The sequence below is a fragment of the Iamia sp. genome (assembly GCF_035575815.1).
In the GTDB taxonomy this organism is placed as follows: Bacteria; Actinomycetota; Acidimicrobiia; order Acidimicrobiales; family Iamiaceae; genus Iamia.
This window is the reverse complement of record NZ_DATLXO010000034.1, coordinates 24,735-47,648: the sequence shown is the minus strand read 5'-3', so window position 1 is coordinate 47,648 and position 22,914 is coordinate 24,735. Positions and strand designations below refer to the sequence as shown.

At 72.0% G+C, this 22,914-nt stretch carries 32 protein-coding genes and 2 pseudogenes; 19 read left to right on the top strand and 15 right to left on the bottom strand.

Annotation, left to right across the window (positions count from 1 at the left end; all coding sequences use genetic code 11):
* The first annotated feature begins 8 nt into the window (after nt 1-8).
* Entirely contained in the window at nt 9-458 is a 450-nt protein-coding gene (locus VNL12_RS03165; protein WP_325591433.1) for a cupredoxin domain-containing protein, read from the top strand.
* 129 nt (nt 459-587) lie between these two features.
* Complete coding sequence (locus VNL12_RS03160; RefSeq protein ID WP_325591432.1) at nt 588-974, top strand: hypothetical protein; 387 nt, start codon at nt 588-590, stop codon at nt 972-974.
* A gap of 67 nt (nt 975-1,041) precedes the next feature.
* Here VNL12_RS03160 and VNL12_RS03155 read toward each other — a convergent pair whose 3' ends face one another.
* Nucleotides 1,042-1,251, bottom strand: a complete 210-nt coding sequence (locus VNL12_RS03155; protein ID WP_325591430.1) for a hypothetical protein — start codon at nt 1,249-1,251, stop codon at nt 1,042-1,044.
* 136 nt (nt 1,252-1,387) lie between these two features.
* Between VNL12_RS03155 and VNL12_RS03150 the strand changes: the two genes are divergently transcribed.
* The gene (locus VNL12_RS03150) at nt 1,388-3,214 is read left to right on the top strand and encodes a hydantoinase/oxoprolinase family protein (protein ID WP_325591428.1); all 1,827 of its coding nucleotides are present in this window, start codon (nt 1,388-1,390) and stop codon (nt 3,212-3,214) included.
* Nucleotides 3,211-4,827, top strand: coding sequence for a hydantoinase B/oxoprolinase family protein (locus tag VNL12_RS03145; RefSeq protein ID WP_325591427.1), 1,617 nt, complete (start codon nt 3,211-3,213; stop codon nt 4,825-4,827). The genes VNL12_RS03150 and VNL12_RS03145 overlap by 4 nt, the downstream gene beginning before the upstream one ends.
* Before the next feature lie 345 nt (nt 4,828-5,172).
* On the opposite strand, the gene VNL12_RS03140 is transcribed toward VNL12_RS03145, so the two are convergent.
* Both VNL12_RS03140 and VNL12_RS03135 read right to left on the bottom strand, forming a co-directional pair.
* Complete coding sequence (locus tag VNL12_RS03140; protein ID WP_325591425.1) at nt 5,173-5,328, bottom strand: hypothetical protein; 156 nt, start codon at nt 5,326-5,328, stop codon at nt 5,173-5,175.
* A 270-nt stretch (nt 5,329-5,598) separates the two neighbouring features.
* On the bottom strand, nt 5,599-6,474 hold the full coding sequence (locus tag VNL12_RS03135) for a helix-turn-helix domain-containing protein (RefSeq protein ID WP_325591423.1): 876 nt from the start codon (nt 6,472-6,474) through the stop codon (nt 5,599-5,601).
* A 37-nt stretch (nt 6,475-6,511) separates the two neighbouring features.
* Between VNL12_RS03135 and VNL12_RS03130 the strand changes: the two genes are divergently transcribed.
* The 4 genes from VNL12_RS03130 to VNL12_RS03115 all read left to right on the top strand — a co-directional run bounded on the left by VNL12_RS03130 (nt 6,512) and on the right by VNL12_RS03115 (nt 8,635).
* On the top strand, nt 6,512-7,078 hold the full coding sequence (locus VNL12_RS03130) for a TIGR03086 family metal-binding protein (RefSeq protein WP_325591422.1): 567 nt from the start codon (nt 6,512-6,514) through the stop codon (nt 7,076-7,078).
* A gap of 105 nt (nt 7,079-7,183) precedes the next feature.
* Entirely contained in the window at nt 7,184-7,969 is a 786-nt protein-coding gene (locus tag VNL12_RS03125; protein ID WP_325591420.1) for a hypothetical protein, read from the top strand.
* A gap of 63 nt (nt 7,970-8,032) precedes the next feature.
* Complete coding sequence (locus VNL12_RS03120; RefSeq protein WP_325591419.1) at nt 8,033-8,191, top strand: hypothetical protein; 159 nt, start codon at nt 8,033-8,035, stop codon at nt 8,189-8,191.
* 36 nt (nt 8,192-8,227) lie between these two features.
* Nucleotides 8,228-8,635 (top strand): TIGR03668 family PPOX class F420-dependent oxidoreductase, encoded by a 408-nt coding sequence (locus VNL12_RS03115; protein WP_325591418.1) that lies wholly within the window; start codon nt 8,228-8,230, stop codon nt 8,633-8,635.
* Nucleotides 8,636-8,668: 33 nt separating this feature from the next.
* On the opposite strand, the gene VNL12_RS03110 is transcribed toward VNL12_RS03115, so the two are convergent.
* Nucleotides 8,669-8,959: a hypothetical protein gene (locus tag VNL12_RS03110; RefSeq protein ID WP_325591416.1), complete on the bottom strand. Its 291-nt coding sequence runs from the start codon at nt 8,957-8,959 to the stop codon at nt 8,669-8,671.
* Between the two features lie 7 nt (nt 8,960-8,966).
* Nucleotides 8,967-9,505 (bottom strand): annotated as a pseudogene (locus VNL12_RS20785) (VOC family protein).
* Between VNL12_RS20785 and VNL12_RS03105 the strand changes: the two are divergent.
* Together VNL12_RS03105 and VNL12_RS03100 are read left to right on the top strand one after the other, a co-directional pair.
* The gene (locus VNL12_RS03105; protein WP_325591414.1) at nt 9,467-9,856 is read left to right on the top strand and encodes a VOC family protein; all 390 of its coding nucleotides are present in this window, start codon (nt 9,467-9,469) and stop codon (nt 9,854-9,856) included. The pseudogene VNL12_RS20785 and the gene VNL12_RS03105 sit on opposite strands and share 39 nt — an antisense overlap.
* A gap of 64 nt (nt 9,857-9,920) precedes the next feature.
* Nucleotides 9,921-10,418, top strand: coding sequence for a DinB family protein (locus VNL12_RS03100; protein ID WP_325591412.1), 498 nt, complete (start codon nt 9,921-9,923; stop codon nt 10,416-10,418).
* A 16-nt stretch (nt 10,419-10,434) separates the two neighbouring features.
* On the opposite strand, the gene VNL12_RS03095 is transcribed toward VNL12_RS03100, so the two are convergent.
* The 5 genes from VNL12_RS03095 to VNL12_RS03075 all read right to left on the bottom strand — a co-directional run bounded on the left by VNL12_RS03095 (nt 10,435) and on the right by VNL12_RS03075 (nt 12,728).
* Entirely contained in the window at nt 10,435-10,845 is a 411-nt protein-coding gene (locus VNL12_RS03095) for a PIN domain-containing protein (RefSeq protein ID WP_325591411.1), read from the bottom strand.
* Nucleotides 10,838-11,092 (bottom strand): hypothetical protein, encoded by a 255-nt coding sequence (locus VNL12_RS03090; protein ID WP_325591409.1) that lies wholly within the window; start codon nt 11,090-11,092, stop codon nt 10,838-10,840. Before VNL12_RS03090 ends, VNL12_RS03095 begins: the two co-directional genes overlap by 8 nt.
* A 52-nt stretch (nt 11,093-11,144) precedes the next feature.
* On the bottom strand, nt 11,145-11,756 hold the full coding sequence (locus tag VNL12_RS03085; protein WP_325591407.1) for a TetR/AcrR family transcriptional regulator: 612 nt from the start codon (nt 11,754-11,756) through the stop codon (nt 11,145-11,147).
* Nucleotides 11,756-11,947 carry a hypothetical protein gene (locus tag VNL12_RS03080; RefSeq protein ID WP_325591406.1) on the bottom strand — a complete coding sequence of 64 codons (192 nt, stop codon included), beginning with the start codon at nt 11,945-11,947 and terminating at the stop codon, nt 11,756-11,758. The genes VNL12_RS03085 and VNL12_RS03080 overlap by 1 nt, the downstream gene beginning before the upstream one ends.
* A 265-nt stretch (nt 11,948-12,212) precedes the next feature.
* Nucleotides 12,213-12,728, bottom strand: coding sequence for a GNAT family N-acetyltransferase (locus tag VNL12_RS03075; protein WP_325591404.1), 516 nt, complete (start codon nt 12,726-12,728; stop codon nt 12,213-12,215).
* A gap of 213 nt (nt 12,729-12,941) precedes the next feature.
* Here VNL12_RS03075 and VNL12_RS03070 point away from each other — a divergent pair, with 213 nt between their 5' ends.
* From VNL12_RS03070 to VNL12_RS03060, 3 genes are all read left to right on the top strand, one after another.
* Nucleotides 12,942-13,181, top strand: a complete 240-nt coding sequence (locus VNL12_RS03070) for an AbrB/MazE/SpoVT family DNA-binding domain-containing protein (protein ID WP_325591403.1) — start codon at nt 12,942-12,944, stop codon at nt 13,179-13,181.
* A gap of 72 nt (nt 13,182-13,253) precedes the next feature.
* Nucleotides 13,254-13,610, top strand: coding sequence for a hypothetical protein (locus VNL12_RS03065; RefSeq protein WP_325591401.1), 357 nt, complete (start codon nt 13,254-13,256; stop codon nt 13,608-13,610).
* Nucleotides 13,611-13,779: 169 nt separating this feature from the next.
* A complete protein-coding gene (locus tag VNL12_RS03060) occupies nt 13,780-14,409 on the top strand; it encodes a maleylpyruvate isomerase family mycothiol-dependent enzyme (protein WP_325591399.1) in 630 nt (209 codons plus the stop codon).
* Nucleotides 14,410-14,460: 51 nt separating this feature from the next.
* Here VNL12_RS03060 and VNL12_RS03055 read toward each other — a convergent pair whose 3' ends face one another.
* Nucleotides 14,461-15,330: an arylamine N-acetyltransferase family protein gene (locus VNL12_RS03055; protein ID WP_325591397.1), complete on the bottom strand. Its 870-nt coding sequence runs from the start codon at nt 15,328-15,330 to the stop codon at nt 14,461-14,463.
* 178 nt (nt 15,331-15,508) lie between these two features.
* On the opposite strand from VNL12_RS03055, the gene VNL12_RS03050 reads away from it, so the two are divergent.
* The 4 genes from VNL12_RS03050 (at nt 15,509) to VNL12_RS03035 (ending at nt 17,657) form a co-directional block, all read left to right on the top strand.
* Nucleotides 15,509-15,727 (top strand): NAD-dependent epimerase/dehydratase family protein, encoded by a 219-nt coding sequence (locus VNL12_RS03050; protein WP_325591395.1) that lies wholly within the window; start codon nt 15,509-15,511, stop codon nt 15,725-15,727.
* A gap of 343 nt (nt 15,728-16,070) precedes the next feature.
* Nucleotides 16,071-16,691 (top strand): sulfotransferase family protein, encoded by a 621-nt coding sequence (locus VNL12_RS03045; protein ID WP_325591393.1) that lies wholly within the window; start codon nt 16,071-16,073, stop codon nt 16,689-16,691.
* A gap of 146 nt (nt 16,692-16,837) precedes the next feature.
* Nucleotides 16,838-17,134: a nucleotidyltransferase family protein gene (locus VNL12_RS03040; protein WP_325591391.1), complete on the top strand. Its 297-nt coding sequence runs from the start codon at nt 16,838-16,840 to the stop codon at nt 17,132-17,134.
* Nucleotides 17,135-17,168: 34 nt separating this feature from the next.
* Nucleotides 17,169-17,657, top strand: a complete 489-nt coding sequence (locus VNL12_RS03035; RefSeq protein WP_325591390.1) for a DUF86 domain-containing protein — start codon at nt 17,169-17,171, stop codon at nt 17,655-17,657.
* Nucleotides 17,658-17,893: 236 nt separating this feature from the next.
* Here VNL12_RS03035 and VNL12_RS03030 read toward each other — a convergent pair whose 3' ends face one another.
* From VNL12_RS03030 to VNL12_RS03020, 3 genes are all read right to left on the bottom strand, one after another.
* Entirely contained in the window at nt 17,894-18,232 is a 339-nt protein-coding gene (locus VNL12_RS03030; protein WP_325591388.1) for an AAA family ATPase, read from the bottom strand.
* 164 nt (nt 18,233-18,396) lie between these two features.
* On the bottom strand, nt 18,397-18,720 hold the full coding sequence (locus VNL12_RS03025) for a type II toxin-antitoxin system PemK/MazF family toxin (protein ID WP_325591386.1): 324 nt from the start codon (nt 18,718-18,720) through the stop codon (nt 18,397-18,399).
* Nucleotides 18,714-18,959 (bottom strand): ribbon-helix-helix protein, CopG family, encoded by a 246-nt coding sequence (locus tag VNL12_RS03020; RefSeq protein WP_325591384.1) that lies wholly within the window; start codon nt 18,957-18,959, stop codon nt 18,714-18,716. The genes VNL12_RS03025 and VNL12_RS03020 overlap by 7 nt, the downstream gene beginning before the upstream one ends.
* 118 nt (nt 18,960-19,077) lie before the next feature.
* Between VNL12_RS03020 and VNL12_RS03015 the strand changes: the two genes are divergently transcribed.
* On the top strand, nt 19,078-21,702 hold the full coding sequence (locus VNL12_RS03015) for a penicillin acylase family protein (RefSeq protein WP_325591382.1): 2,625 nt from the start codon (nt 19,078-19,080) through the stop codon (nt 21,700-21,702).
* A gap of 118 nt (nt 21,703-21,820) precedes the next feature.
* On the opposite strand, the gene VNL12_RS03010 is transcribed toward VNL12_RS03015, so the two are convergent.
* Complete coding sequence (locus VNL12_RS03010) at nt 21,821-22,618, bottom strand: SDR family oxidoreductase (protein ID WP_325591381.1); 798 nt, start codon at nt 22,616-22,618, stop codon at nt 21,821-21,823.
* 104 nt (nt 22,619-22,722) lie between these two features.
* Between VNL12_RS03010 and VNL12_RS21140 the strand changes: the two are divergent.
* Nucleotides 22,723-22,815, top strand: a pseudogene (locus VNL12_RS21140) (hypothetical protein); the annotation flags it as partial.
* Nucleotides 22,816-22,914 lie beyond the last annotated feature (99 nt).

Here is a 22,914-nt window from a genome sequence, read left to right as displayed (position 1 = left end):
TCGGGCCCATGACCTCATGCTCCCGGCGTCTCCTGGCCGGTCCGCTCGCCCTGCTCCTCGCCATCGGTGCCATCGCCGGGTGCGGCGACGACGACGATGAGGGTGCGACCGACTCCCCCGAGGAGGCTGCGGAGACCACGGCGGCCGACGAGGGCGCCGAGGCTCCGGTGGAGGAGAGCGAGCCGGCGGACCCGGAACCGGAGGGCTCGGAGAGCTCCGAGGTGGCGATGGTCGACATCGCCTTCGACCCCGACACCCTCACCGTCGCCGTCGGCACGGAGGTTACCTGGAACAACGAGGACGGCACCGACCACACCTCGACCGCCGAGGACGACACCTGGGCGTCGGAGACCCTCGGCGACGGTGAGTCGTTCTCCTTCACCTTCGACGAGGCCGGCACCTTCGCCTACGTCTGTGAGATCCACCCCAACATGACCGGCGAGGTCGTCGTCGAGTAGCTCGCTCCGGGCCCACTGTCACACCCCCCTGCGATGATGGGGCCGTCCCACCGCGGCGGCGGTGGCGGCGTCCTCGTCGGCACGGACCGAGTGCCCTCCTCCCTCTGATTGCCAACCCGAGGAGGGCCCGTGTGCCCCGACCGACCCGCACCCGATCACTCGCCCGTCCCCGTCGACTGTGCCTGGTGCCGCCAGGACATGCACACCGCAGCGTCGTGCACCGACGCCACGATCGCCATCGACGGCTTCGACGTACCCCGCACACCCTGGGGGTGTGAGCGCCACTGGCCCCGGTCCATCCATCGCTGCGGCGACTGCGGCGTGCTGCCCGGTGGCTTCCACCACCCGGGGTGCGACATCGACGAGTGCCCCCGCTGCACCGAGCAGGCCCTCATGTGCGGCTGCTCCGACGAGGCGCGCCTGCTCGACCTCCTCGACGAGCTCCACGACCTCGTCGACCTCGACGACCTCGAGGTTCGTCCCCCCGACCCGGCGGCGTCGCCATCTGACCCATGAGACGGACATCAGTGGCTGCGGGGTGGGTCAGAAGCCGGCGGGCGCGACCCGGCGGGTCAGGGTCGGTTCACCGGTGCCGGGGGCGCCCGTCGGGGTAGGTCGAGGCCCGGACCACGTGCAGCGGGTTGGCGGTGAGCCGGTAGGTGAGGGCGATGCCCGCCATCGTGACCACCACCGCCGCGGTGAGCAGCGCGAATAACGGCGAGAGCAGCAAGACGAGGGCGAGGCCGCCGGTGGCGACGAGGACGTTGGTGCGTTCGGAGTGACGGGGGCTCATGGCTCGGGTGCCTCGGTGCGGGTCGTGATCGTGGGTCCATCATCGGGACCCCGAACCCGAACGTCACGGGGGAGGACTCCCCCGAACGGGGTGGGGCTGTCCCCCCGGTCGCGGAGGGCCGTGGCATGCTCGGCGGGTGACGGCCTCGTTCCCCCGCGCGCGCGTCGGCGTCGACACCGGCGGCACGTTCACCGACGTGGTGGCGGCGGACGGCGCAGTGGTGAAGGTGCCCTCCACTCCCGACGACCCGGCTCGGGCGGTGCGCGACGGGGTCGCCCACCTGCCGGGGTCGGACCTGCGACCGGGCCTGGGGACCCTGGCCCACGGCACCACCGTGGCCACCAACGCCCTGCTCGAGCGGCGCGGGGCCCGGGTCGCCCTGGTGACCACCGAGGGCTTCGCCGATGTCATCGAGATCGGCCGCCAGGACCGGCCCTCGCTCTACGACCCGTTCGCGGATCGGCCTGAGCCGCTGGTGGCCCGGCCCGACCGTCACGAGGTCGCCGGTCGCCTCGCCGCCGACGGCACGGAGATCACGCCGATCGACCTCGGTGGCGTGAGGGCGCTCGACCTGGACGGGGCCGGGTCCGCCGCCGTCTGCCTGCTGCACGCCGATCTCGACCCGATCCACGAGCAGCAGGTGGCCGGTGCCCTGCGGACACGAGGTGTGGACGTTACGAGCTCGCACGAGGTCTCGCCGCAGCTTCGCGAGTACGAGCGCACCGTCACCACGGTGGTGAACGCCTACCTCCGGCCGCCGTGTCGCACCTACCTGCGCGCCCTCGCCCATGTCGCCGACGACGTGCTGGTGATGAGCTCGGCCGGGGGCCTGGTGCCCCTCGCGCGGGCGGCCGAGGTGCCGGCGTCGCTGTTGCTGTCGGGCCCGGCTGGTGGGGTGGCGGCGGCGGCGGCCATCGCCGAGGCGTGCGGGTTCGGTGACGCCGTCACCCTCGACATGGGCGGGACCAGCACCGACGTCTGCCTCGTCCGCGGTGGCGAGGCCGAGCCGGCGGGCGAGCGGATGGTGGCCGGGTTGCCGGTGCGCCTTCCCTCGCTCGCCGTCCACACCATCGGCGCCGGCGGCGGGTCGATCGCCGCCCTGGACCCGGGTGGGGCGCTCACCGTCGGGCCCCGCAGCGCCGGTGCGGTCCCCGGCCCGGCCTGTTACGGCTTGGGTGGCACCGAGCCGACGGTGACCGACGCCGACCTGGTGGCCGGTCGCCTCGCCTCCGACACCGTGCTACCCGGCTTCGGACGGGTCGACGGCTCCGCGGCCGCCGACGCCCTCGATGCCGCGGGCGTGACCGCCGAGGGCGTGATCCGGGTCGTCGAGGCGGCCATGGAGCAGGCGGTGCGGGCGGTCACCGTCACCCGGGGCGTCGACCCGCGCACCCTGGCCCTCGTGGCCTTCGGCGGCGCCGGTCCACTGCACGCCTGTGGCCTGGCCGAGGCTCTCGACATGACGACGGTGATCGTCCCGCCTCGCGCTGGGGTGCTCTCGGCCGTCGGGCTGCTCTGCGGGTCGCGCCAGCACGACGAGGTGCAGACCTGGCCGGGCCTCGCGGACCACACCGGGCTCGACACCGCCCTGGCCGCGCTGGGCGCCGAGGCGGCCGCCGCCCTGGGCGGCGGAGCTGATGTCGAGGTCACCCTCGAGCTCGACTGTCGCTACGCCGGCCAGTCCCACGAGCTGCGGGTGGGATCGGTCGAGGCCTTCGGGGTCGAGCACCGGCGCCGCAACGGCTACGACCGGCCCGACACGCCGGTCGAGGTGGTGGCGCTGCGAGCCACGGCCCGGAGGTCCACGCCGCTGGCGGTGATCGACCTGCCCGCCCCGGAGCGTGGCCCGGTCGTCGGTCCCGCCGTCATCGCCGAGGCCGACTGCACCATCTTCGTGGCCGACGGCTGGCGCGCCGATCCCGGCCCCCTCGGAGCCCTCCTGCTGACGCGGGTCAACCGATGAGCGAGCGCAGCGAGCCAATGAACGATTCCGGGGACCTCGACCCGGCCACGTTGGCGGTGCTCATCGCCCGGCTCACCGGCGTGGCCGAGGAGATGGGCGCGGTGCTGCGCCGGGGAGCCTTCAGCCCCAACATCAAGGAGCGGGCCGACTGCTCCGCCGCCCTGTTCACCGCCGATGGCACCCTGCTCGTGCAGGCCGAGCACATCCCCGTGCACCTGGGCTCGATGCCCGCGTCGGTGCGGGCCGCCATCGATGCCGTGGGACCGGATCCCGAGCCCGGTGTGCAGATGATCGTCAACGACCCCTTCGCCGGCGGCACCCACCTGAACGACATCACGCTCGTCGCCCCCTGTTACACTGCGGCGGGGCGCCTCGTCGGCTGGGCCGCCAACCGGGCGCACCACGCGGACCTCGGCGGGGCCGCGCCCGGGTCGTTGCCTGCCGATGCCACCGAGATCCAACAGGAGGGGCTGCGGATCCCGCCGGTGCGCTTCACCTCCGAGGTGCGTGAGCTGCTGGTGGCCTCCTCTCGGACACCGGAGGAGCGGCGGGGCGACATCGACGCCCAGGTCGGGGCAAACGTGGTCGGTGTGGCCCGCCTGGCCGAGCTGGCCGACGAGCCGCTCACCGAGGTCGTGGCCTACGGCGAGCGGCGGATGCGCGCCGCGATCGGCGCACTGCCCGACGGCGAGTGGACGGCGTCCGACGTGCTCGACTCCTTCGGCTCCGGGCCCGATCAGCGCGAGCCCACCACCATCCGGGTGACGGTGCGGGTCGAGGGCGAGCGGGTCGAGTTCGACTTCGCCGGCACCGATGCCCAGCGCCGGGGCAACGTCAACGCGGTCGAGGCGGTGACGATCAGCGCCGCGATCTTCGCCCTGCGCTCGGCGATCGACCCATCGGTGCCGGCGAACGGGGGCGGTCTGCGGGTGGTCGATGTGACGGCTCCGCCGGGATCGGTGGTGGCCGCCCGGTTCCCCGCGGCGGTGGGCGCCGGAAACGTCGAGGTGAGCCAGCGAGTGGCCGACGTCTGCCTCGCCGCCCTGGCTGGTGCCGCCCCGCACCGCATCGGCGCTGCGTCCCAGGGGACGATGAACAACCTGCTGATCGGCGGCGAGGGCTGGGTGTACTACGAGACGGTGGCCGGGGGCCAGGGGGCTCGCCCCGCCCGCCCCGCCGCGGTGGGCGGCACCGGTCTGCCCGACGGCAGCCCGCCCCGGGCCGGGCAATCAGGCATCCACACGGCCATGACCAACACGCGCAACACGCCGACCGAGGCGCTGGAGCGGGCCTTCCCCCTGCGGGTCCTCCGGTACCGCCTGAGGGAGGGAAGTGGTGGCGCCGGCCAGGCCGCCGGCGGGGAGGGCATCGAGCGAGACCTCCAGGTCCTCGTCGGCGCCACCGTGTCGCTGATCACCGAGCGCCGTTTCTCGCAGCCGTGGGGGCTGGCCGGCGGCGAGCCGGGGGCGCTTGGGGAGAACTGGCTGCTGCCGGGCGGCGACGAGAGCCGGATCGAGGCGCTGCCCGACAAGTGCACGATCCAGTTGAAGGCCGGCGATGTGCTCAGGATGCTGACGCCCGGCGGCGGGGGATGGCGAAGGCCGCCGGTGTGACGGTCCATCGAGACATCGAGACATCGAGGCCGCGCGGCGAGAGGGCAGCGCGAAGCTGACGGTCGCCGTTCATGTCATACCCCTCTCGTACGATGGATGCTGTGCCGTCGGACTCGTTCTCTCAGCTGAGACCCTCGGCGACTCGTTGCCTAGCGGCAGCCATAGGAACGACGCCGGCCATCCCTCGGCCGGCAGAAGAGGTGGCCCCGCCACCGGCGACCGGGGACATCCATGCCTGCTAGCCCATGCTGAACCACGCTCGAGGACCGAACGGGCACGCGCCGACGCTACGAAGTCAGGAGGAGTCCAGGACTCCTGACATGTTCCCGGAGTTGATGCGGGTTCTCAGCGGTTCTTGACGGCGTAGGTGAGGGTGAGGTTGGTGCCGGGGTAGGTGGTGCGGGTGGCGGTGAGGTCGTTGCAGAGCGCGGCGAGGGCGCGTGGGCGGCGGGGGGCGGCAGGGTGATCGGCAATGTCCGCGGGGCGGGTGGCGGATCGCATGTGTTCAGCGCGGTGGAGCCGAACCCCAACAACGCGCACCACTCACCATCGTCGATAGCGACGTAGCGCATGACCTCGCCAACCAGGCCCGCGCCGAGCCAATGCGAGCGTTCGAGCGTTTCGTCGAACCGCACGCGCTCAGCGAGGGTGATCGGACGCACGACAAGTGACCTCTGCGGACCTAGTGCGCTCGGCTCCATCCCGATCTTGTAACACCGGGGCGACGCTGAGCGTCAGTACCCTCGCGTCAGCCCAGGTCAGCCGAGTGCCTCAGGACCTTGCCGTGGCCCTGTCTCGGTCGCAGGGGCTGGCGGCGAAGCGGGCGGCGAAGCCGCCGGGGGTCATGCCGGTGACGGCGTGGAAGTCGTGGGTGAAGTGGGGTTGGTCGGCGTACCCGAGATCCGCAGCCACAGCGGCCAGGTCTCCGCCGCCGGCGCGCAGCCGCTCGGCGGCCTCGTGCAGGCGGCGTCGCTGGATCAGCCACTTCGGGGTGAGCCCCAGCCGGCGACGGGTCAGGCGCTGGAGGGCCCGTTCGGTCAGCCCGAACTTGTCGGCGACCTGGGTGACGCGGGTGACGTCGGGTCGGCCCTCGACGAAGGCGACGATGGCGTTCACCAGGATCCCCTGCTCGTTGACGGGCAGGTAGCCGCGCAGCACCTCCGCGTAGGCGCTCATGGCGGAGCGGTGTGACGCCTCGGCGTCCGGTCGCGTCGCCATGGCCCTTCGGACGGCCCAGGTCAGGCGCGCTCCGGTCTCGCCGATCACCTCGGTGAGGTCGGCGAAGCGGTCGGTCCAGTCGGCCATGGTGGTGCCCGCCAGCAGGGCTCCGGCGGCGGGCTGGAACATGACGCCGACGGCCCAGCCCTCACCGGTGAGCGTGGTCGTCGACAGCCCGGGCACGACGCCGTAGAAGCGTGCGTAGTCAGCGGTGATGACGACGAGCGCCACCGGGTACTGGAGCACCTGCTGGGGCGCTTCGTGGCCCGGTGGCACCGACCACACCGGGATCCAGAACCGCTGGACCAGGCTGCACAGATCGGTCGGCGCGTCGTAGCGGTAGATGACGTGCGAGCGGTCGGCCGGGTCCCTCAGGTGGGCGCGCTCGACCCGATCGAGCGGGGACCCAGCGGGGGTGTCGGGTTTCATCAAGCCCCAGCATGGCGCACCGCCGTACGGTCCCGCCATGGAACGAACCACATCGACGCCGACCACCCTCGAGCGCTACGAGGAGGCCGATCGTCCGCTGAGCGCACGGCTCGACGGGCTGTCCCCGCAGCAGTGGAGTGCACCGTCGCCGTGTGAGGGTTGGGACGCCCGCGAGGTGGTCCGGCACCTGATCGAGACCCAACGGGACTTCCTGGTCGGCCGGGGCTCGGACCTCGGTGCCGCACCTGACGTCGACGGCGATCCGGCGAGCGCCTGGCGCGCCCACCGCGAGGCGGTCTCGGCGCTGATCGCCCAGGACGCCGTCGTGGCGACGCCGTACGACGGCCACTTCGGGCCGACCACGATCGGCGAGACCCTGGAGCGGTTCTACGTGTTCGACATGGTCGTGCACCGCTGGGACGTGGCTCGTACCGTCGGCGTCGAGGACGCCTTCACCGAGACCGAGCTCGACCAGCTGGAGTCGGGGATCGCCAGCTTCGGCGACGCCATCCACATGGACGGGATCTGCAAGCCTGGGGTCGAGGCCCCCGCCGGCGCTGACCGTCAGACCCGGGTGCTGGCGACGCTCGGCCGTCGAGCCTGAGAGATCCCCGAGCCTGTCCTCGACGGCGGGTCGCCGTTCCTGCTGCCCGAGCAGCGGCACTGGTTCGACAGCTTCGGGCTCGACAGCGCCTACGACTACGACCCGGTGTGGGTCAAGGCCCGCGACCTCGACTTCGCGGTCACGTTCCACGGCGGGCTCGGCAACATGGCGACGGGCAGCTTCACGTCGGTGTCGAACTACAGCTTCAACCACGTCGGCTCGTTCGCCCAGCGCATGCACACGCTGGTGAAGTCGCTGTTCATGGGCGGCGTCACCCGGCGCTTCCCGGACATGGGCTTCGCCGTGCTCGAGTGCGGCGTGGGCTCGTTCGCCCATCTTTCTCAACGACCTCATCGACCACTGGGAGAAGCGTCGCCCCGAGGGCCTCGAACCGCTCGACCCGGCCGGCATCGACTGGGACGAGCTGGAGGCGCTGATGCGCCGCCACGGCCCCGAGCTGCTCGCCGCCGGGACGACGTACGAGCCGGGCTGGCGACCATCCCGGGCATCGGCGTGCCGCCCGCGGAGCGTGACGAGTGGCGCCACGTCGGCGCGTCGAGCCCCGACGAGCTGATCGACCGCTTCGCCCCGAGCTTCTACTTCGGCTGCGAGGCCGACGACCGCACCGTGGCCTACGCCTTCTCCCCGGCCAACAGCCGGGGGTTCGGTCTCAAGCCCCTCTTCAGCTCCGACATCGGTCACTGGGACGCGGGCGACGTGGCCGGTGTGGTGGCCGAGGCCTACGAGCTCGTCGAGCACCAGATCCTCACCGAGGCCCAGTTCTCGCAGTTCGTCTACGAGAACCCGGCCCGGCTCTTCCTCGACCAGAACCCCGACTTCTTCGCCCGCACTGCCGTCGCCGCCCACCTCCCCGCACCCGCCGACGCCTGATCACCGGGTCGTGACGTCCGGGGTCCGGCTTCACTGTCACACCCCCTGCGTACCGTCTGGCCCATGGACATCTGCGAGTACTGCGACCGCGAGATCACCGTCTTCTCCGCCGTGGCCATCACCGCCCACGGCCACGAGCGCATCGGCGAGTGCGAGGTGTGCGGCCATGTGGTCAGCCACGTCGTGCGGGCCCACTACCTCCCCGACACCTTGGCCAGCTGACCCGCCTCCGGTCCCGCGCCCGGGCACAGTGGGGTGATGGACGAGGCGATGACGCGGGCACGGGTTGAGGCCGCTCGCGTGGGCCGGTTGGCCACCATCACCCCCGAGGGCAGGCCCCACATGGTGCCGTGCTGCTTCGCCTTGGTGGGCGACGCGATCGTCTCCGCCGTCGACGCCAAGCCCAAGTCGACCACCGCACTGCGCCGCCTCGACAACATCCGAGCCCACCCGGCGTTGAGCCTGCTGGTCGACCGCTACGACGACGCGGACTGGACTCAGCTCTGGTGGGTCCGGGTCGACGGCACGGCGCGCGTCGTCACCGCCGGGCCCGAGCGCGAGACTGCTCTCGACGCCCTGGCGGCCAAGTACCCGCAGTACCGCAGCCTGCGCCCGCCCGGCGCGGTGATCGTGATCGAGCACCTGGCCTGGCACGCCTGGCCCTGACACCGGCCCGGCCGAGCCACCCGCTCCTCGGCTCTACTCGAACAGGACGCTGATGCTCTCGCGCTGGGCGATGCGGCGGATCGCCTCACCGAAGAGCCCGGCGACCGACACGACCTCGACCTTGTCGCTCTCGCCGAGGAGCGGGACGGCGTCGGTGACGTAGAGCCGGGTGATCGGGCTGTCGTCGAGTCGTCGGCACGCCTCCGGTGTCAGGAGCGCCTGCGACACCGCGGCGAGGACGGAGGTGGCGCCCCTCTCGAGCAGCACCCGGGCGGCGTCGATGAGGGTCCCGCTCGTTGCGTTTGCACCACTTGCCGCCGGCAACCGGCGATCAGGGGTGATCGGCTGAGATCAGGCAGAACTCGTGGCCCTCCGGATCGGTCATCACGACGATGGACCACCGGCCGGGCACGACCTCGCGACCACCCGCACGACGGCCGCCGATGCCCTCGATGCGCCGCACCGCAGCGTCGAGGTCGTCGACCCAGAGGTCGAGGTGGAGGCGGACCTTGCCGACTTTCTGGTCGGCACGGGCTGGAAGGTGATGACCGGGCCGCCGCGGACCGCAGGCCCGAGGCGGTACCAGCCGTCACGGCCGGGACCGGCAGGGCGCACCTCGGTGCGGAGCAGCGTCGACCAGAAGGTCGCCGTTCGCTCGGGCTCCCGGCAGTCGATGGTCACGCCCGCCCACGCGATGTCCGGGGGATCGGCGGCAGATGTCACCGGATCAGCATGCCGACTCCGCGGTCCGCCGTGCGACTGCCCGCCGGCGCCGACGGTCCGCAGACCCACCTGTTGCGCATCGGGCGGCCATCGCTCACAGTCGGTCGCATGCCGACCTTGCGGAAAGTCGATGCTGTCACGCTGCATGTCCCCGACCTCGACGGCGGCATCGCCTTCTACGTCGAGGCTCTCGGTCACACGCTGAACTGGCGCAACGACGCCATCGGTCAGGCCGGCATCGCCGTGCCCGACAGCGACACCGAGATCGTGCTCACGACCCGGCACGGTTACGAGCCGAACTGGCTCGTCGATGATGTCGCCCTCGCCGCCGAGCAGTTCCGAGCGGCGGGCGGGGACCTCCTGGCCGGGCCCTCCGATGTCCCCGTCGGACGGATCGCCGTCGTGCGGGACCCCTTCGGCAACGTCCTCGTTCTCATCGACCTCTCGAAGGGGCGGTACACCACCGCGGAGGGCGGCCGCGTCACAGGCGTCGCTTAGGTCGGGGGAGCGCAGCCGACGGAGCGGGGCGACCCGGCGGGTCGGCTCGGGTACCGTTCGGGCGGTGGACCGGTGCGACGGCTGTGGGTTCGTCTACGACCTGGGCCTTGCGACGGACGCCGGCGCCGACATCGTGCGGGGGGTCGAGGAGCTGGCTGCCCTGCTGCGCCGCGGTGGCATCGACCTCGCGACCCGCGTCGAGCCCGATCAGTGGTCCCCCCTGGAGTACGGCTGCCACCTGCGCGACGTGCTGGTGGTCCAGCGTGAGCGAGTGCTGGAGGCGCGCCGCACGGACCGGCCGGCGTTCACGCCGATGGGCCGCGATGAGCGGGTTGACCACGACGGCTACGCCGACCAGGTCGCCGACGACGTGGCCCGCCAGCTCGTCGACGCCGGGATGCTGTTGGCCAACGTGCTCGCTCGCCTCGGCCCTGACGGCTGGGAACGTACCGTCGTCTACAACTTCCCGGCTCGCACCGAGCGGTCGATGCGGTGGGTGGCCGTACACACGGTGCACGAGGTGCGCCACCACCTCCAGGACGTCAGGAGCCAGCTGGCCTGAACACCTTCGGACCGGCTCAGGGGACGGCGACCACCTCGACCAAGCCGTCCAGGGCCATCACGTCGTCGGGGTTGCGGGTGTAGAGGGGGAGACGGTGGGCGACCGCCACCGCGGCGATGAGGAGGTCGACGGCTCGGGCACCGCGCGCCTTGCGACCCGCGGCTGCGACGGCGGCGTAGACGAGGCCGTAGCCGCGCGCCGCGGCGTCATCGAAGGGCAAGGGGTCGAACGTCGCCTCGGCCCGCTGGAGGCGATCCTGACGCCGGGCCCGTTCCGCGGCGTCGGCGGCGACGTGTGGCCCGGCCGCCAGTTCGGCCATGGTCAGGCTCGAGATGGCGAGCTGGCGGGGCAGCACCGAGGCGTCGAGGTGCTCGAGGTCGATGACGACGGACGTGTCGAGCAGGCCTCGATCGTGGCCCTCAGCCACGTGGGAACGGGTCCTGGTCGAGGATCCGATCGACGTCGTCGCGGAAGCGGCGCCCATCGATGGCGGGCGCACCCTGGAAGGTGGCGAGGGCGACGGCGGTGTGGACGTACTGGTCCCTCCGGATCGGCCGCAGCTCGCCGACTGGTACGCCGTTGCGCGTGACGACGAAGGAGGCGCCGCGGTCGAGACCACGCATGATCTCGCCGCTGTCGTTCCGGAGCTCTCGTTGGCTGATCTCCCGGGCCATGACGTCACACCGTAGCACGGGTGCTACGGAGACGCCCGGGCGCGGCGGCGGGTCAGATGGGGGCGGTGGTGGGGGCGGTGCGGAGGCCGCCGATGAGGGAGGCGACGACTTCGTCGGCCAGCTGGTCGAGGCTGCGGTCGGCCTGGAGGTGCTCGCGGGTGCCGAACCGGCGGCGGTCGAGCACGCCGTGGATCCCGCTGGTGATGATCCGCACCGCAGTGGCCGGGCTGACTTCGGCCCGCAGCGAGCCGTCGGCCTGGCCCCGAGCCAGGACCTGCTCCCACAGGTCGAGGGTCTCGTTGCTGCGGGCGATCACGTCGGCCAGCTCGTCGATGCCGGCCAGGTGAGCCCAGTCGTAGTGGAGGATGGTCAGCACCGCGTCGTGCTCGGCGCACACCGCCAGCACCCGGCGCAGCATCGCCTCCATGGCCTCGGCCCCGGTGGTTCCGCTCTCCAGGGCGGCCCGTTGGCCGGGGATGAGCTCGTCGTAGAACGGCAGGATCACCAGCTCGAGCAGGTGCGTCTTCGACCGGAAGTGCGAGTAGAGGCTGCCGGCCAGGAGGTCGGACGCCAGGGCGATGTCGCGCATCGAGGTGGTGGTGTAGCCCTTGCGGGCGAAGAGGCCCCTGGCGATCTCGACGATCTCCTCGCGCCGGGCCGACATCAGGCCCCGCCGCGCAGGAGCCGGCCTGAGGCGACGCCGGGTACCGCGGCGCCGTCGGCCCAGATCGCCTCGCCTCGGACCCACGTGTGGACGATGCCGACGCTGGAGGCCACCAGGCGGTCGCAGCCGGCCGGGAAGTCGTGCACCCGGCGGGCCGGACCGGTGCCGACGGTGTCGGGATCGAAGGCCACGAGGTCAGCATGGCAGCCGGCCTCGATGCGGCCGCGCCCGACGTTCCGCTCCCGGCGCAGTGGCGGGGGGCCCGGGGGTCAGCGGCACCGATCTCAAAGCCCCTTCCCCGCTGCTCGACTCGCAGGCCAACTGGGGCACGCCTTGGTCGTCCTGACGATCGTTGCGGACCCCAGTTCGGGGTCGAAGCGGTCACGCGACGGGGGGGCGACCTCTCATCGCGCGACCGCCTGTGCTGACCTCGTCGTGTCGCCCTGACCGGCCCGTTCACGACGGGGTCGGGCCGAGGAAGACGAAGGTCTCGAGGCTGGTCCCGTCGGCGAACGCGATCGTGAGCGGGCCCAGATCGGTCCACCCGTGGCGCTGGTAGAGGGCCACCGCCCGGGTGAGGTGCTGCACGACGTTCAGGAAGGGACGTTGTCCGTTGCGGTGCGCTGCGGCGGTGACCTGTTCCAGCAGCCGGTCGCCCCCGTGTTGTCGTCGATGCTCGACGCTGGTGAAGAGCCGGCCCACGGCCGCCAGCCGATCCTCGGCCACGCCCGCAGCCTCACGGGCGACGGCGCACGCGGGGTCTTGTCCCGGGTCGTGGAGGGCAACGTGGCCGACCACGGTGCCCTGCAGATCCGCCACCCAGGCCTTTCGCTCGTACGGTGGCGCGACGAAGCGGCGAGGATCCTTCGGCCAATGGGTGGGGTAGCCGTCCTGCTCATGAACGCGTCGCAGGAGAGCAACGCACTCGTCGATGTCGGTTGGTCTCCGTGACCTCGTCGTCAGAGCCCGCATGCGACACGATGCCAGTCCGGCGCCTGCATGGCTGCAGGATCACGGTGGCCTCCGCGTCCTCGCCCTGGAGCGACGGGCAGCCCTCCCGAAAGGTCCAACGCCCCTCGGCGGCGCGCGCAGGATCGACGGACGTCGCGGGCATGGCCCGCGTGTGCATCTGCATCAGAGAACCTGGTGACCAGCCACACGCCACCAAATAGGCTGCATCCCGCCATGAACGGGCTCCAGGAGTACCTCGTGTCATCGTCGGGCCAGATGTCGTTGCCGGCGGCCGTACGGCATCGGTGGGACCTCGATGACGGTGGCCCGGTCGACGTCATCGACCTGGGCTTCGGGGTGCTCACAGTGCCCCACGGCGAAGGCCGCCGGTTGCTCGGCGATCTCCTCAGTCGGGACGACCACGCCGCGTTCGTGAGGTCGCTCACCGACGACCCGGACCTCGCCACCACGTGACCAGAGCGCTCCTCGACGACCACTTGCTGCGCGACCTGCTCGGCTGACGACGTCAGCGCTGACCTCGCAGTGGTGCTCGAGGATCACGAGCCGGCGACGACCAACCTCTACCTCCTCCGTCTGTGCAAGAGCGTCGTCTCGGCACGCGGTGGCGCGCTCACCGGTACCTGGCCGAGCCAGCGCCGCAGAGCGCTCGGAGCCGGTCTCGTCACGCTGTCCGAGCACATTCAGATCGTGCCGATCCGAACGCTGGCCTACGGCATGGCGTTGGTCGCCGATGCCCACCGGGTCTCGAGCCTCGGCGCCGAAGCAGTGGCCGCGGCGGGGCACCTCGGAGCGCCGCTGTGCGTCTGGGAGGGCGACGACGGACCGAGCATCCGCGCCGCCATGGCTGCGCTCGGGGCCGACTACCGCACCATCATCCGGTAGCTCCGAGTCGGGGTCCCGACGAACCGGGCTGCGGCTGCGAGGTAGAACCTGTGAGAGCCGATCGAGACCTGCTCGTGCTGTGGCGCGGTGATGGTGATGTCGCAGCCGGTGGACCTGAGCCCCCCGATGAGGCCGGTTCGACCCGGCCGTCCGGCCCTATGCTCCGGCCATGGACCTCTTCGGGCTGGTCGCAGCCGAACGACGACGCCTGGCCGACGAGCTGGAAGGCCTCACGGCGGCGGAGTGGAAGCAGGCGTCGCTGTGCGCGGGATGGACGAACCACGTGGTGGCGGCGCACCTCACGCTGCCGTGGTCGGTGAGCAAGCCGCGGTTCCTCGTCGGCCTGGCGAAGGAGAGGGGCAACATCGACCGCGCCATGGATCGGTTCTCCCATGAGCAGGCCGAGCGGCTCGATCCCGCCAGTTGCGTGGCCGCGTTGCACGACCACGCCGAGGACCGGTTCACACCGCCCGGCTTTGGGCCCGAAGCGCCGCTCACCGACGTCGTCGTCCACGGCGCTGACATCCTGGCGCCCCTCGGCCGCTCCGTCACCCACGATCCCGACGCCCTGCGCGCCGTACTGACCGTCGTCGCCGGTCCCAAGGCTCGGAGGGCTTTCGGTGCCCCCTCGATCGAGGGCCTGGTGCTCGACGCAACCGACGTCGAGCTTCGGGTGGGCACCGGCGACTCCGTCGTGTCGGGCCCGGCCCTCGCCCTCAGCGGCGTCATCCTCGGGCGAACGGCCCACGCCGCACAGCTCTCGGGCGACGGCGCCCCGCTGCTCGCGGCCCGGACCTGAGCCGACGGCGCCGCGGCCGCTTTCCCGGCGGACGCCCAGACGCGCGGGCGCCTACGGCCGGCCGGCGGCCTCCCACGCCTCGTGGGCGGCGTGGACCTTGGCCCAGAGCGTCTGCCGGCCGTTGCGGTCCACCGGGCCGAGGTCGAGGCCGAAGAGGTCCCCGAGGACGTCGGTCAGCTCGTCTCGCGTGGCGAGGGTCGACTCGGCGGCCCCGTCGCCGACGCGCGCGAGGGTCAGGCCACGCAGGATGTCGACGCCCGTGGCGTCACGTCGCTGCACCGTCAGCACCTTCACGAACCCGGACTCCGGCGACGTCGACAGCCAGGCGTGTTGGGCGGCGAAGGCATCGGTCTCGGCGGGCGCCGACCGCCACGCCATCCCGGCGAAGCCGCCCGCTGGATCGTGGGTGAGGTGCCAGTCGCCCACCTCGCCCGGCGTCTCGTGGAGCAGGAGGTGGAATGGGCCCTGGTCGTAGGGGCCGGCGAGCAGGGGGAGGGGCTCGTGGAGGGCGTCGCCGAGCCCGGCGTCGACGTACCAGGTGCCGTCCGGGTTGGCGTCCGTCGGCATGCCCCAGACCGTCAGGACCAGGTGGTTGGTCATCTCCGCATCGGTCGCACCACCCGGGCCGTGCACACCACCGACATGGGTTCGGACGTCGTACCCGAGGGCCCGCAGGAGCTCACCGAGCGCACCGTTGAGGTGAAAGCAGTACCCGCCGCGCCGCTGGCTGGCGATGCGGGCCACGGACTCGCCGACGCCAACTCCCCAGCGCTCGCCGAGGTGGATCCACAGGGTCTCGTACGGCACGCGCTCGACGTGCGCTCGGTGGATCCTGAACAGCGCGGCCACCGATGGAGGCTCCGCCTCGAGCCCGAGCCGAGCCAAGTAGGCGTCGCGCTCGGGAGCAGCGATCCTGGCCATGTCCCGACGATAGGCCCGGCTCGGTCGGGTCGAGCCCAGCGTTCGCGCCCGGAGGTCGACGAGTGGGCCCGCGGCGACGAGGCGCACCCCCGGAGGCTGTAGCACCGACGCCGACGGCTTCGACCGCAGCAGAGCTCGGACGAGGTCGGACGTCGGGCGAGTCGGCGAGGATGGGCCGGTGCGCACCGTGTTGCTGACCGGGGCCGCCGGTCAGGTGGGCCGCTCGGCTCGTCGCCGACTGGTGGACGAGGGCTGGAGGGTGCGCCCCTTCGACATGGCGACCGGGGGCGACCTCCGCGACGAGGCCGCCGTGCGCGAGGCCGTGACCGGCTGCGAACACATCGTCCGGCCCGATGTCGTTGCCGGCGACGGCGAGCCATCGGTGGAAACTCGCTGACGGCGGACCGGCGCGTCCTCGACGGGCGCTTCGGGGGCGCTCACGGTGCCCCAGGACGAATGCCGCCGGCTGCTCGGCGGCCTCCTCAGTCGGGACGACCGCCGCCTTCGTGCGATCGCTCGCCGAGAACCCGGACCTCGCCACCAGGTGACCCGGGCCGCCGGCGGAGCACCTCGACGCGCCGCTGTGCGTCTGGGAGAGCGACGACGGACCGGGCATCCGCGCCGCCATGGCTGCGCTCGGGGCTGATTATCACACGATCGGCCGGTACTCCACCCTGGTCCGGGCGAACCGCTTGCGGCCGCGTGCAGGCCCGTAGGCGGCCATGGGCAAGGGTGGGGTCATGAGCCTTGCGGTCGTGGGCGCCGGCCTCGGCCGCACGGGTACGAGCTCGCTGAAGGTGGCGCTCGAGCGGTTGCTCGAATGTCCCTGCTACCACATGGTCGAGACCTTCGACCGGCCGATCCACCTGGACGCGTGGCGCCGTGCCGCACTCGGTGAGCCTGTCGACTGGCGCGCTGTGCTCGACGGCTTCGGTGCCGCGGTGGACTGGCCGGCAGCAGCGTTCTGGCGCGAGCTGGCGTCGGAGCACCCGGGCGCGCTCGTCCTGCTGTCGACGCGTGAGTCGGCCGCAACGTGGTGGCGGAGCGCCGATGCGACGATCTTCCGCGGACTGCGGCGCCCGGCCGATCGGCCCGAGGGCCCCGGTGTCGCGTGGCGAGAGATGTGGGACGAGCTGGCTCGCGAGCGCTTCACCACGGCGATCGACGACCCCGACGCGGCCATGGCTGCCTACGAGCGGCACAACGCCAGCGTCAGGGCCGACGTCGAACCGCAGCGCCTCATCGAATGGCAGCCGGGTGACGGGTGGTCACCGTTGTGCGACGCGCTCGGCGTCGACGTGCCGGACGCACCCTTCCCCCACGAGAACTCGACCGCAGACTTCCAGCGCGGCGGTGGATGACGGCTGGCGACTGTGGCCCGCTGCGGGATGGGTACGAGCATGGCCGAGTGCGAAAGGAGCGGGCTTGCACTCCCCGGTCAGGTGATCGGGCGCATGCCGATCCAGTTCGCGGTGACCTCCGACCCGCACTGCGTAGCCTGATCTATGTGGCCGTCCCGGTGCTGACCGAGTTGCGCGATCAACGTGATGAGATCCTCCGAGTGGCCGAGGCTCGCGGCGCGCGACGGGTGCGAGTGTTCGGGTCGGTTGCTCGTGGCGATTCCTCTGAGACCAGTGACATCGATTTCCTGGTGGACCTCGATGAGCAGCGCAGTCTGTTCGATCTCGGTGGTCTGCTGATGGACCTCAGGGAGCTCCTCGGTTGCGATGTCGATGTGACCACCGAGGCCGGGCTTCGGCCTCGGGTCGCCGAGCGCGTGCTGGCCGACGCAGTGGACCTGTGAGAGCGGATCGCGACCTCCCCTCGACATGGTCGAGATGTGCGACCTCATCATCGAACACGCGACGGATCCTCATCGACTGGATACTGATCCGGTGGTTCAGGCTGCTGCCCAACGATGGATCGAGGTGCTCGGCGAAGCCGCGTCGAAGCTCTCTGTCGAGGTCAAGATGGCCCACCCAGAGGTTCCGTGGCGCGACATCGTCGGAACACGCGTGATCCTGGGCGGTTCAACGGGTGACGGCTGCAGAGCTAGGACTTCATCGGGATGCTCTGACCGGCGTCTGGACCGGCGTCGGCCTTCTGGCGCGAGCTGGCTGCCGCGCACCCAGGCGCGCTCGTCTTGCCGTCGACGCGTGAGTCGGCCGACGACCCGGTGGCCGAGCGCCGATGCGACGATCTTCCGCGGGCTGCGCCGTCCGGCCGATCGCCCCGAGGATCCGGGCCTTGCGTGGCGATCGATGTGGGACGCGCTGGCCCGCGAGCGCTTCACCACGGCGATCTATGGCTCCGCGTCCGGCTGCTGAACCGGAGGCCCGAGGTGAGTGGTGGAGCGCGAGCGGGGCCGTTCATCGGCGCTGCGGATCACGTCCAGGACGTCCGGGATGATCGTGCGGGTGAGCTCACGAGACGAGATCTCGCCGGTGTCGAAGGTGGGACCCGGGTCACCCGACGATCGGTGCCCGGACCAGAAGCTGTCGTGTGCCGTGCGGAGGAAGTCGGGGTCCTTCGAGAGCCCTCGGGTCTCGTCGCCGGCGACGCGTCACCGGGCCTCCTCGTAGGACACGACCAGCGTGATCCACACCGGCGCGTGGTCCAGGCCGAGATCGGCGAGCAGCATCCGCCTCTCGCAGTCGTCGTGGAACGGACCGTCGACGATCACCACCTCGACGCCGGAGCTGATGAAGGCGCGAACGAGCCTCGAGTGGGCGGCGCGGGCCAGGTCCCACCAATCGTCCAGCGATGCGTTCGACAGGCCGCGGACCATGAAGAACACCTCGTCGAGCCCGACCACGGCGACGGAGTGGTCGGCGGCTCGGATCTCGTCCGCCAGGCACGCAGCGAGCGTGCTCTTCCCCGCGGCGATGGGACCGTTCAGCACGACGAGTACGGGCGCGACGTTGCTCCGGATCACCGAAGACGGCAAGCGCCGATCGGGACACTTGGTGGCGAACCACATGACGGCAAGCAAGGCGCCGGACGGCCGTCCGATGTTGCTTCGTCCCGTTGCCCCCGGATCAGGGGCATGGATGCCGTGCCTGTCGGTCAGTAGACGATGTCGACCGCGTAGCGAAGGGCCCGATCGAGGGCGGCCCGCACGAGCTCATCGAGGTGTCCGACGGGTTCGTCGTCGAGTGCGCTGACCGGCACGGTGATGACGTTGTCGCAGCTGACGACACATGGTTCGCGAAGACCCTGCTCGGGGCCGATCTCCACTTCGGAGCGGATGCCCCGGATCGTGCGCGCGATCGGAGCGCACGTGACCGCGGTCAGCACGTGGATCGCTGCGTCTCGGGTGAGGACGCAGACGGGGCGTCGTCCGGCCGGCGGGCCGAGGTCAGCCCAGAAGATGTCGTTGCGGGCTACCACGCGGGAGCGGTCTCGGTCGCAAGTCGCCGGGAGGACTGGATCAGCGCGGGATCGGCCGGTTGGCGTCGGTAGGCGGCCATGAGCTCGCCATCCGCGACTGCGAGCTCTTCGGCCGCGATCACCGCTTGGGCGCCGCGGCGGAGGAGCTCGGATCGGTTGGTGCCGAGGCGGGTCGCCATGGTGTCGAGTGCCATGACGAGGTCGTCGTCGAGCTGGACCAGGACTTCGCGTCGAGCCATTGCCATATGGTATCCCATATGTGAGCCGCCCGAGATGCTTCGCGACCCTGCGGGGCCCGAGTGGCTCGAGGTGAACGGTTCCTGACGCGACGGTGGCGCGTCGGTACGGTGGCCGGCCATGCCCCCTCGCCGCACCCCCTTTGCTCCGTCTCCCCGGTGGGCCCGGCCCCCGTTGGCCGTCGTGCTCTGTGCGCTGCTCGTGGTCACCGCCGCCTGCTCCGGCGACGGCGACGGCAGCGGCGACGGCGACGGAGGCGACGCCGGCCAGGACGCCGGGGACGCCGGTCGGTCGGGGGCCGACGCGCCCGAGGGCACGGTCCTCGGCGACGGCGAGGAGTACCAGGCGACCATCCGGCGCAGCGCCGAGGGGGTTCCTCACATCACCGCTGACGACCTCGCCGGTCTGTCGTTCGGCCAGGGCTGGGCCAGCGGTGAGGACCGCACCTGCGACCTCGCCGACCAGGTCGTGAAGATCAACGGCGAGCGCTCGCGCTGGTTCGGCGCCGGCGAGGAGGACGCCAACCTGGCCTCCGACCTGTCCTGGCGGGCCATCGGGATCCGCGACCGGGCCGAGGCCGACTGGGCCGATGCGTCGAACGAGGTGCGCCAGCTCGTCACCGCCTACGCGGACGGGTGGAACGCCCACCTCGCGGAGGTCGGCGCGGACGGGATCGACGAGTGGTGCGCGGGCGAGGAGTGGGTGCAGCCGGTCGAGCCCGTCGAGGTGTACGCCTACGCCCGCTCGATCGCCCTCCAGGCCTCGAGCGGCGCCGTCTCCGATCTGCTCGGGACCGCAGTACCACCCACCGAGGCTCGCGACGACGACGCCGGGGCCGGGGCCGAGCCGCAGGCGGCCCTCACCTCGCTGGGCACCGACGACGCGCCCCTCGCCTCCAACGGCTGGGCCATCGGCGCCGAGCGGGCCGCCGAGGGCGGCGGGATGCTCGTCGCCAACCCGCACTTCCCCTGGGAGGGCGAGCTCCGGTTCTGGGAGGTCCACCTCACTGTCCCCGGCGAGCTCGACATCTACGGCGTGCAGCTCTCGGGCCTGCCCGGCATCGGCATCGGCTTCACCGAGACCTTCGGCTGGACCCACACCGTCTCCGCCGGCAACCGCTTCACCGCCTACAGCATCGACCTCGTCCCCGGCACGCCCACGTCCTACCGCTACGGCGACGAGGAACGGGAGATGACCTCCGAGGACGTCACCGTCGAGGTCATGGGCGACGACGGGGAGCTCACCGAGGAGACCCGCACGCTGTGGAGCACGCACTACGGCCCCGTGCTCGACTTCCCCGGCGTGGGGTGGACCGCCGAGCAGGCCATCACGCTCCGCGACGCCAACATCGACAACGACGAGTTCTTCGAGCAGTACCTGGCGATGATGCAGGCCGACGACCTCGACGAGTTCATCGCCATCCACCGCGACGTCAGCGGCATCCCGCTGTTCAACACCGTCGCCACCTCCGCCGACGGTCGGGCCTGGTACGCCGACACCTCGGCCACGCCCAAGCTCTCCGACGACGCCCTCGCGGCCTACGAGACGTCACTCGACGCCGACCCGCTCGTCGCCGCCGCGGCCGATGCCGGAGCCGTGCTCCTCGACGGTTCTGATCCGATGTTCGAGTGGGAGGAGGTCGACGGCGCCCGCGACCCGGGGCTGGTGCCCTACGACGAGATGCCGGTACTCGAGCGCGACGACTATGTGTTCAACGCCAACGACTCGTTCTGGATGGCCCACGCCTCCGAGCTGCTGGCCGGCGACTTCTCACCGCTGCACGGGCGTCAGGAGACGCCTCGCTCGCCCCGGACCCGTGAGAACGCGACCGTGCTCGACGACACCACCGCCGCCGGTCCGTCGGGTGACGACGGGGCCTTCTCGCTCGACGAGCTGGCCGCCGCCGCGGTGCAGAACACCGGGTTCACCTCCCGGGCCCTCCGCGAAGCCGTGGTGGAGCGGTGCCGCGGCGCGGCGCCGGTCACCGTGGCCGCGCTGCTCGACGACGAGGAGGTCGAGCAGCTCCCCGCCGGCACCATCGACGTCACCGAGGCGTGCACTGTCCTCGACGGGTGGGACGGCACCTACGACCTCGAGTCGGTCGGTCCCCCGGTCTGGCGCGAGCTCATGGGCCGCTACTCGTCCGACGACCTCGCCGATGCGGGCGGCCTCTGGGCCGAGGCCTTCGACCCGGCTGACCCGGTGGCGACACCGAGCGGGCTGGCGCCGGCGCCGGACGAGGCGAGCGACCCGCTGCTGGAGAACCTGGCCCGCGCCGTCCAGATCCTGGAGGCGGCGGGGCTCGCTGTCGACGTGCCGTTGGGCGAGGTCCAGGTCGCGGAGCGCAACGGCACCCTCGTCCCCATCCACGGGGGTGGCTCCGACGACGGCACCACCAACATCGTGTCGTGGGGTGGCAGCGGCTCGATCCTCGACCCCGCCCTGCGCGCCATCGAGCGCGAGCCGGTCGTCGACGGGTCGAGCCTGGCCGTCGTCACCGGCAGCGGCGCCGACGGCACCGGCTACCGGATCAACTACGGGACGTCGTTCATGATGGCCCTCGCCTTCACTGACGACGGCCCCGAGGCCCAGGTGTTCCTCACCTACGCCAACACCTCCGACCGTGACGCCCCCGCCTACCTCGCCGCCACCGAGGCGTTCTCGGCCAAGGAGTGGCGGGCCGTGGCCTTCACCGAGGACCAGGTGGCAGAGGCCACCGAGACCACCACCACCGTCCGGGGTTGACCGCCCGCGAGGCGTGCCACCTGAGCGGTCCCCACGGCCGAGGTGGTCCCGATCGACGTCGGTGGAGGGACGGGATCCGCGACCGGTTCGGTGTGGTCGGTGTCCTGGGCCGCCGGTCTCAGCCGAAGAGCTTGGAGTAGTCCGCGCCCCGGCGGAGGTGGTGGCCGCCGTCGATGGGCAGGTTCACGCCGGTGATCCAGCCCGACTCGGGGCCGGCCAGGAAGCGGACGGCCTCGGCGATGTCGTCGACCTGGCCGACGCGGCCGAGGGGCATGCCCTCGATGTAGTCGTCGAGCAGGGCACCGCCACCGGTGATGAACGACATCAGCTCGTCATCGACGATGCCGGGCTGCACCGTGTTGACGCGGATGCCGTCGACCCCCAGCTCCTCGGCCGCGCTCCGGCACACCATGTCGATGCCGGCCTTGGCTGCGCCGTAGGCCCACAGGTAGCGGTGGGGGAAGGCGCCGGCGCCCGACGACATGCCGACGATCGAACCGCCCCCGGCGGCGCGCAGGGCGGGCACCGCGTGCTTGATGCAGAGGATGGTGCCCACCAGGTTGAGGTCGACCGTGGCTCGGACGGCGGCGGCGTCAGCCTCGGCGAAGGGGCCCATGTGGGCCGAGCCTCCGGCGTTGGCGAAGAGGATGTCGAGCCCGCTGGTGGGCTCGGTGGCGAAGGCGACGGCCGCCGCGACCTGGTCCTCGACGGTGATGTCGGCGACGATCGAGCGGATCGACCCGCCCTCGCCCACGAGCGGCGTGACCTTGTCGACGGCGGCGTCGAGGGTGGCGGCGGTGCGCCCGCAGATGGCGACGTGGGCGCCGTCGGCGGCCAGGCGGGTGGCGGCGCCGAGGCCGATGCCGGTGCCGCCGCCGGTGACGAGGGCGGTGCGCCCCGTGATGGAGGACGTCACGGGGCGGTCTCGGGGGCCGGGGGCGTCGGGTGCGGTTCGGTCATGACCAGCTCCAGAGGGGTCCGCCCACGCGGGTGGGCGGTTCGTCGGAGGGCCAGCGTGTCATGCCGGGGGCGAGGCAGGCGCCTGGTGTCTGCGTCGAGCGGGGCTTCGGGGGCACCACGACCACCGAGATCGCTCACCGGGCCGGCGTGTCGCTCGGGGCGATGCTGCACCACTACCCGACCAAGGCCGACCTGCTCACCGCCGCGGTCGGCCACGTGCTCGAGCGCCGCCAGGCCGAGTTCCGCAAGGAG

Bases quoted from the DNA above. Each gene is read 5' to 3' on its own strand.
- VNL12_RS03085 (WP_325591407.1), bottom strand. From the start codon at position 11,756: ATGTCGGCCCGGCGCGAGGAGATCGTCGAGATCGCCAGGGGCCTCTTC.
- VNL12_RS03045 (WP_325591393.1), top strand. From the start codon at position 16,071: ATGAGCCTTGCGGTCGTGGGCGCCGGCCTCGGCCGCACGGGTACGAGC.
- VNL12_RS03055 (WP_325591397.1), bottom strand. From the start codon at position 15,330: ATGGCCAGGATCGCTGCTCCCGAGCGCGACGCCTACTTGGCTCGGCTC.
- VNL12_RS03135 (WP_325591423.1), bottom strand. From the start codon at position 6,474: ATGAAACCCGACACCCCCGCTGGGTCCCCGCTCGATCGGGTCGAGCGC.
- VNL12_RS03035 (WP_325591390.1), top strand. From the start codon at position 17,169: ATGTGCGACCTCATCATCGAACACGCGACGGATCCTCATCGACTGGAT.
- VNL12_RS03020 (WP_325591384.1), bottom strand. From the start codon at position 18,959: ATGGCTCGACGCGAAGTCCTGGTCCAGCTCGACGACGACCTCGTCATG.
- VNL12_RS03060 (WP_325591399.1), top strand. From the start codon at position 13,780: ATGGACCTCTTCGGGCTGGTCGCAGCCGAACGACGACGCCTGGCCGAC.
- VNL12_RS03165 (WP_325591433.1), top strand. From the start codon at position 9: ATGACCTCATGCTCCCGGCGTCTCCTGGCCGGTCCGCTCGCCCTGCTC.
- VNL12_RS03145 (WP_325591427.1), top strand. From the start codon at position 3,211: ATGAGCGAGCGCAGCGAGCCAATGAACGATTCCGGGGACCTCGACCCG.
- VNL12_RS03105 (WP_325591414.1), top strand. From the start codon at position 9,467: ATGCCGACCTTGCGGAAAGTCGATGCTGTCACGCTGCATGTCCCCGAC.
- VNL12_RS03140 (WP_325591425.1), bottom strand. From the start codon at position 5,328: ATGCGATCCGCCACCCGCCCCGCGGACATTGCCGATCACCCTGCCGCC.
- VNL12_RS03070 (WP_325591403.1), top strand. From the start codon at position 12,942: ATGAACGGGCTCCAGGAGTACCTCGTGTCATCGTCGGGCCAGATGTCG.
- VNL12_RS03120 (WP_325591419.1), top strand. From the start codon at position 8,033: ATGGACATCTGCGAGTACTGCGACCGCGAGATCACCGTCTTCTCCGCC.
- VNL12_RS03130 (WP_325591422.1), top strand. From the start codon at position 6,512: ATGGAACGAACCACATCGACGCCGACCACCCTCGAGCGCTACGAGGAG.
- VNL12_RS03015 (WP_325591382.1), top strand. From the start codon at position 19,078: ATGCCCCCTCGCCGCACCCCCTTTGCTCCGTCTCCCCGGTGGGCCCGG.
- VNL12_RS03090 (WP_325591409.1), bottom strand. From the start codon at position 11,092: ATGGCCCGGGAGATCAGCCAACGAGAGCTCCGGAACGACAGCGGCGAG.
- VNL12_RS03115 (WP_325591418.1), top strand. From the start codon at position 8,228: ATGGACGAGGCGATGACGCGGGCACGGGTTGAGGCCGCTCGCGTGGGC.
- VNL12_RS03075 (WP_325591404.1), bottom strand. From the start codon at position 12,728: ATGCGGGCTCTGACGACGAGGTCACGGAGACCAACCGACATCGACGAG.
- VNL12_RS03155 (WP_325591430.1), bottom strand. From the start codon at position 1,251: ATGAGCCCCCGTCACTCCGAACGCACCAACGTCCTCGTCGCCACCGGC.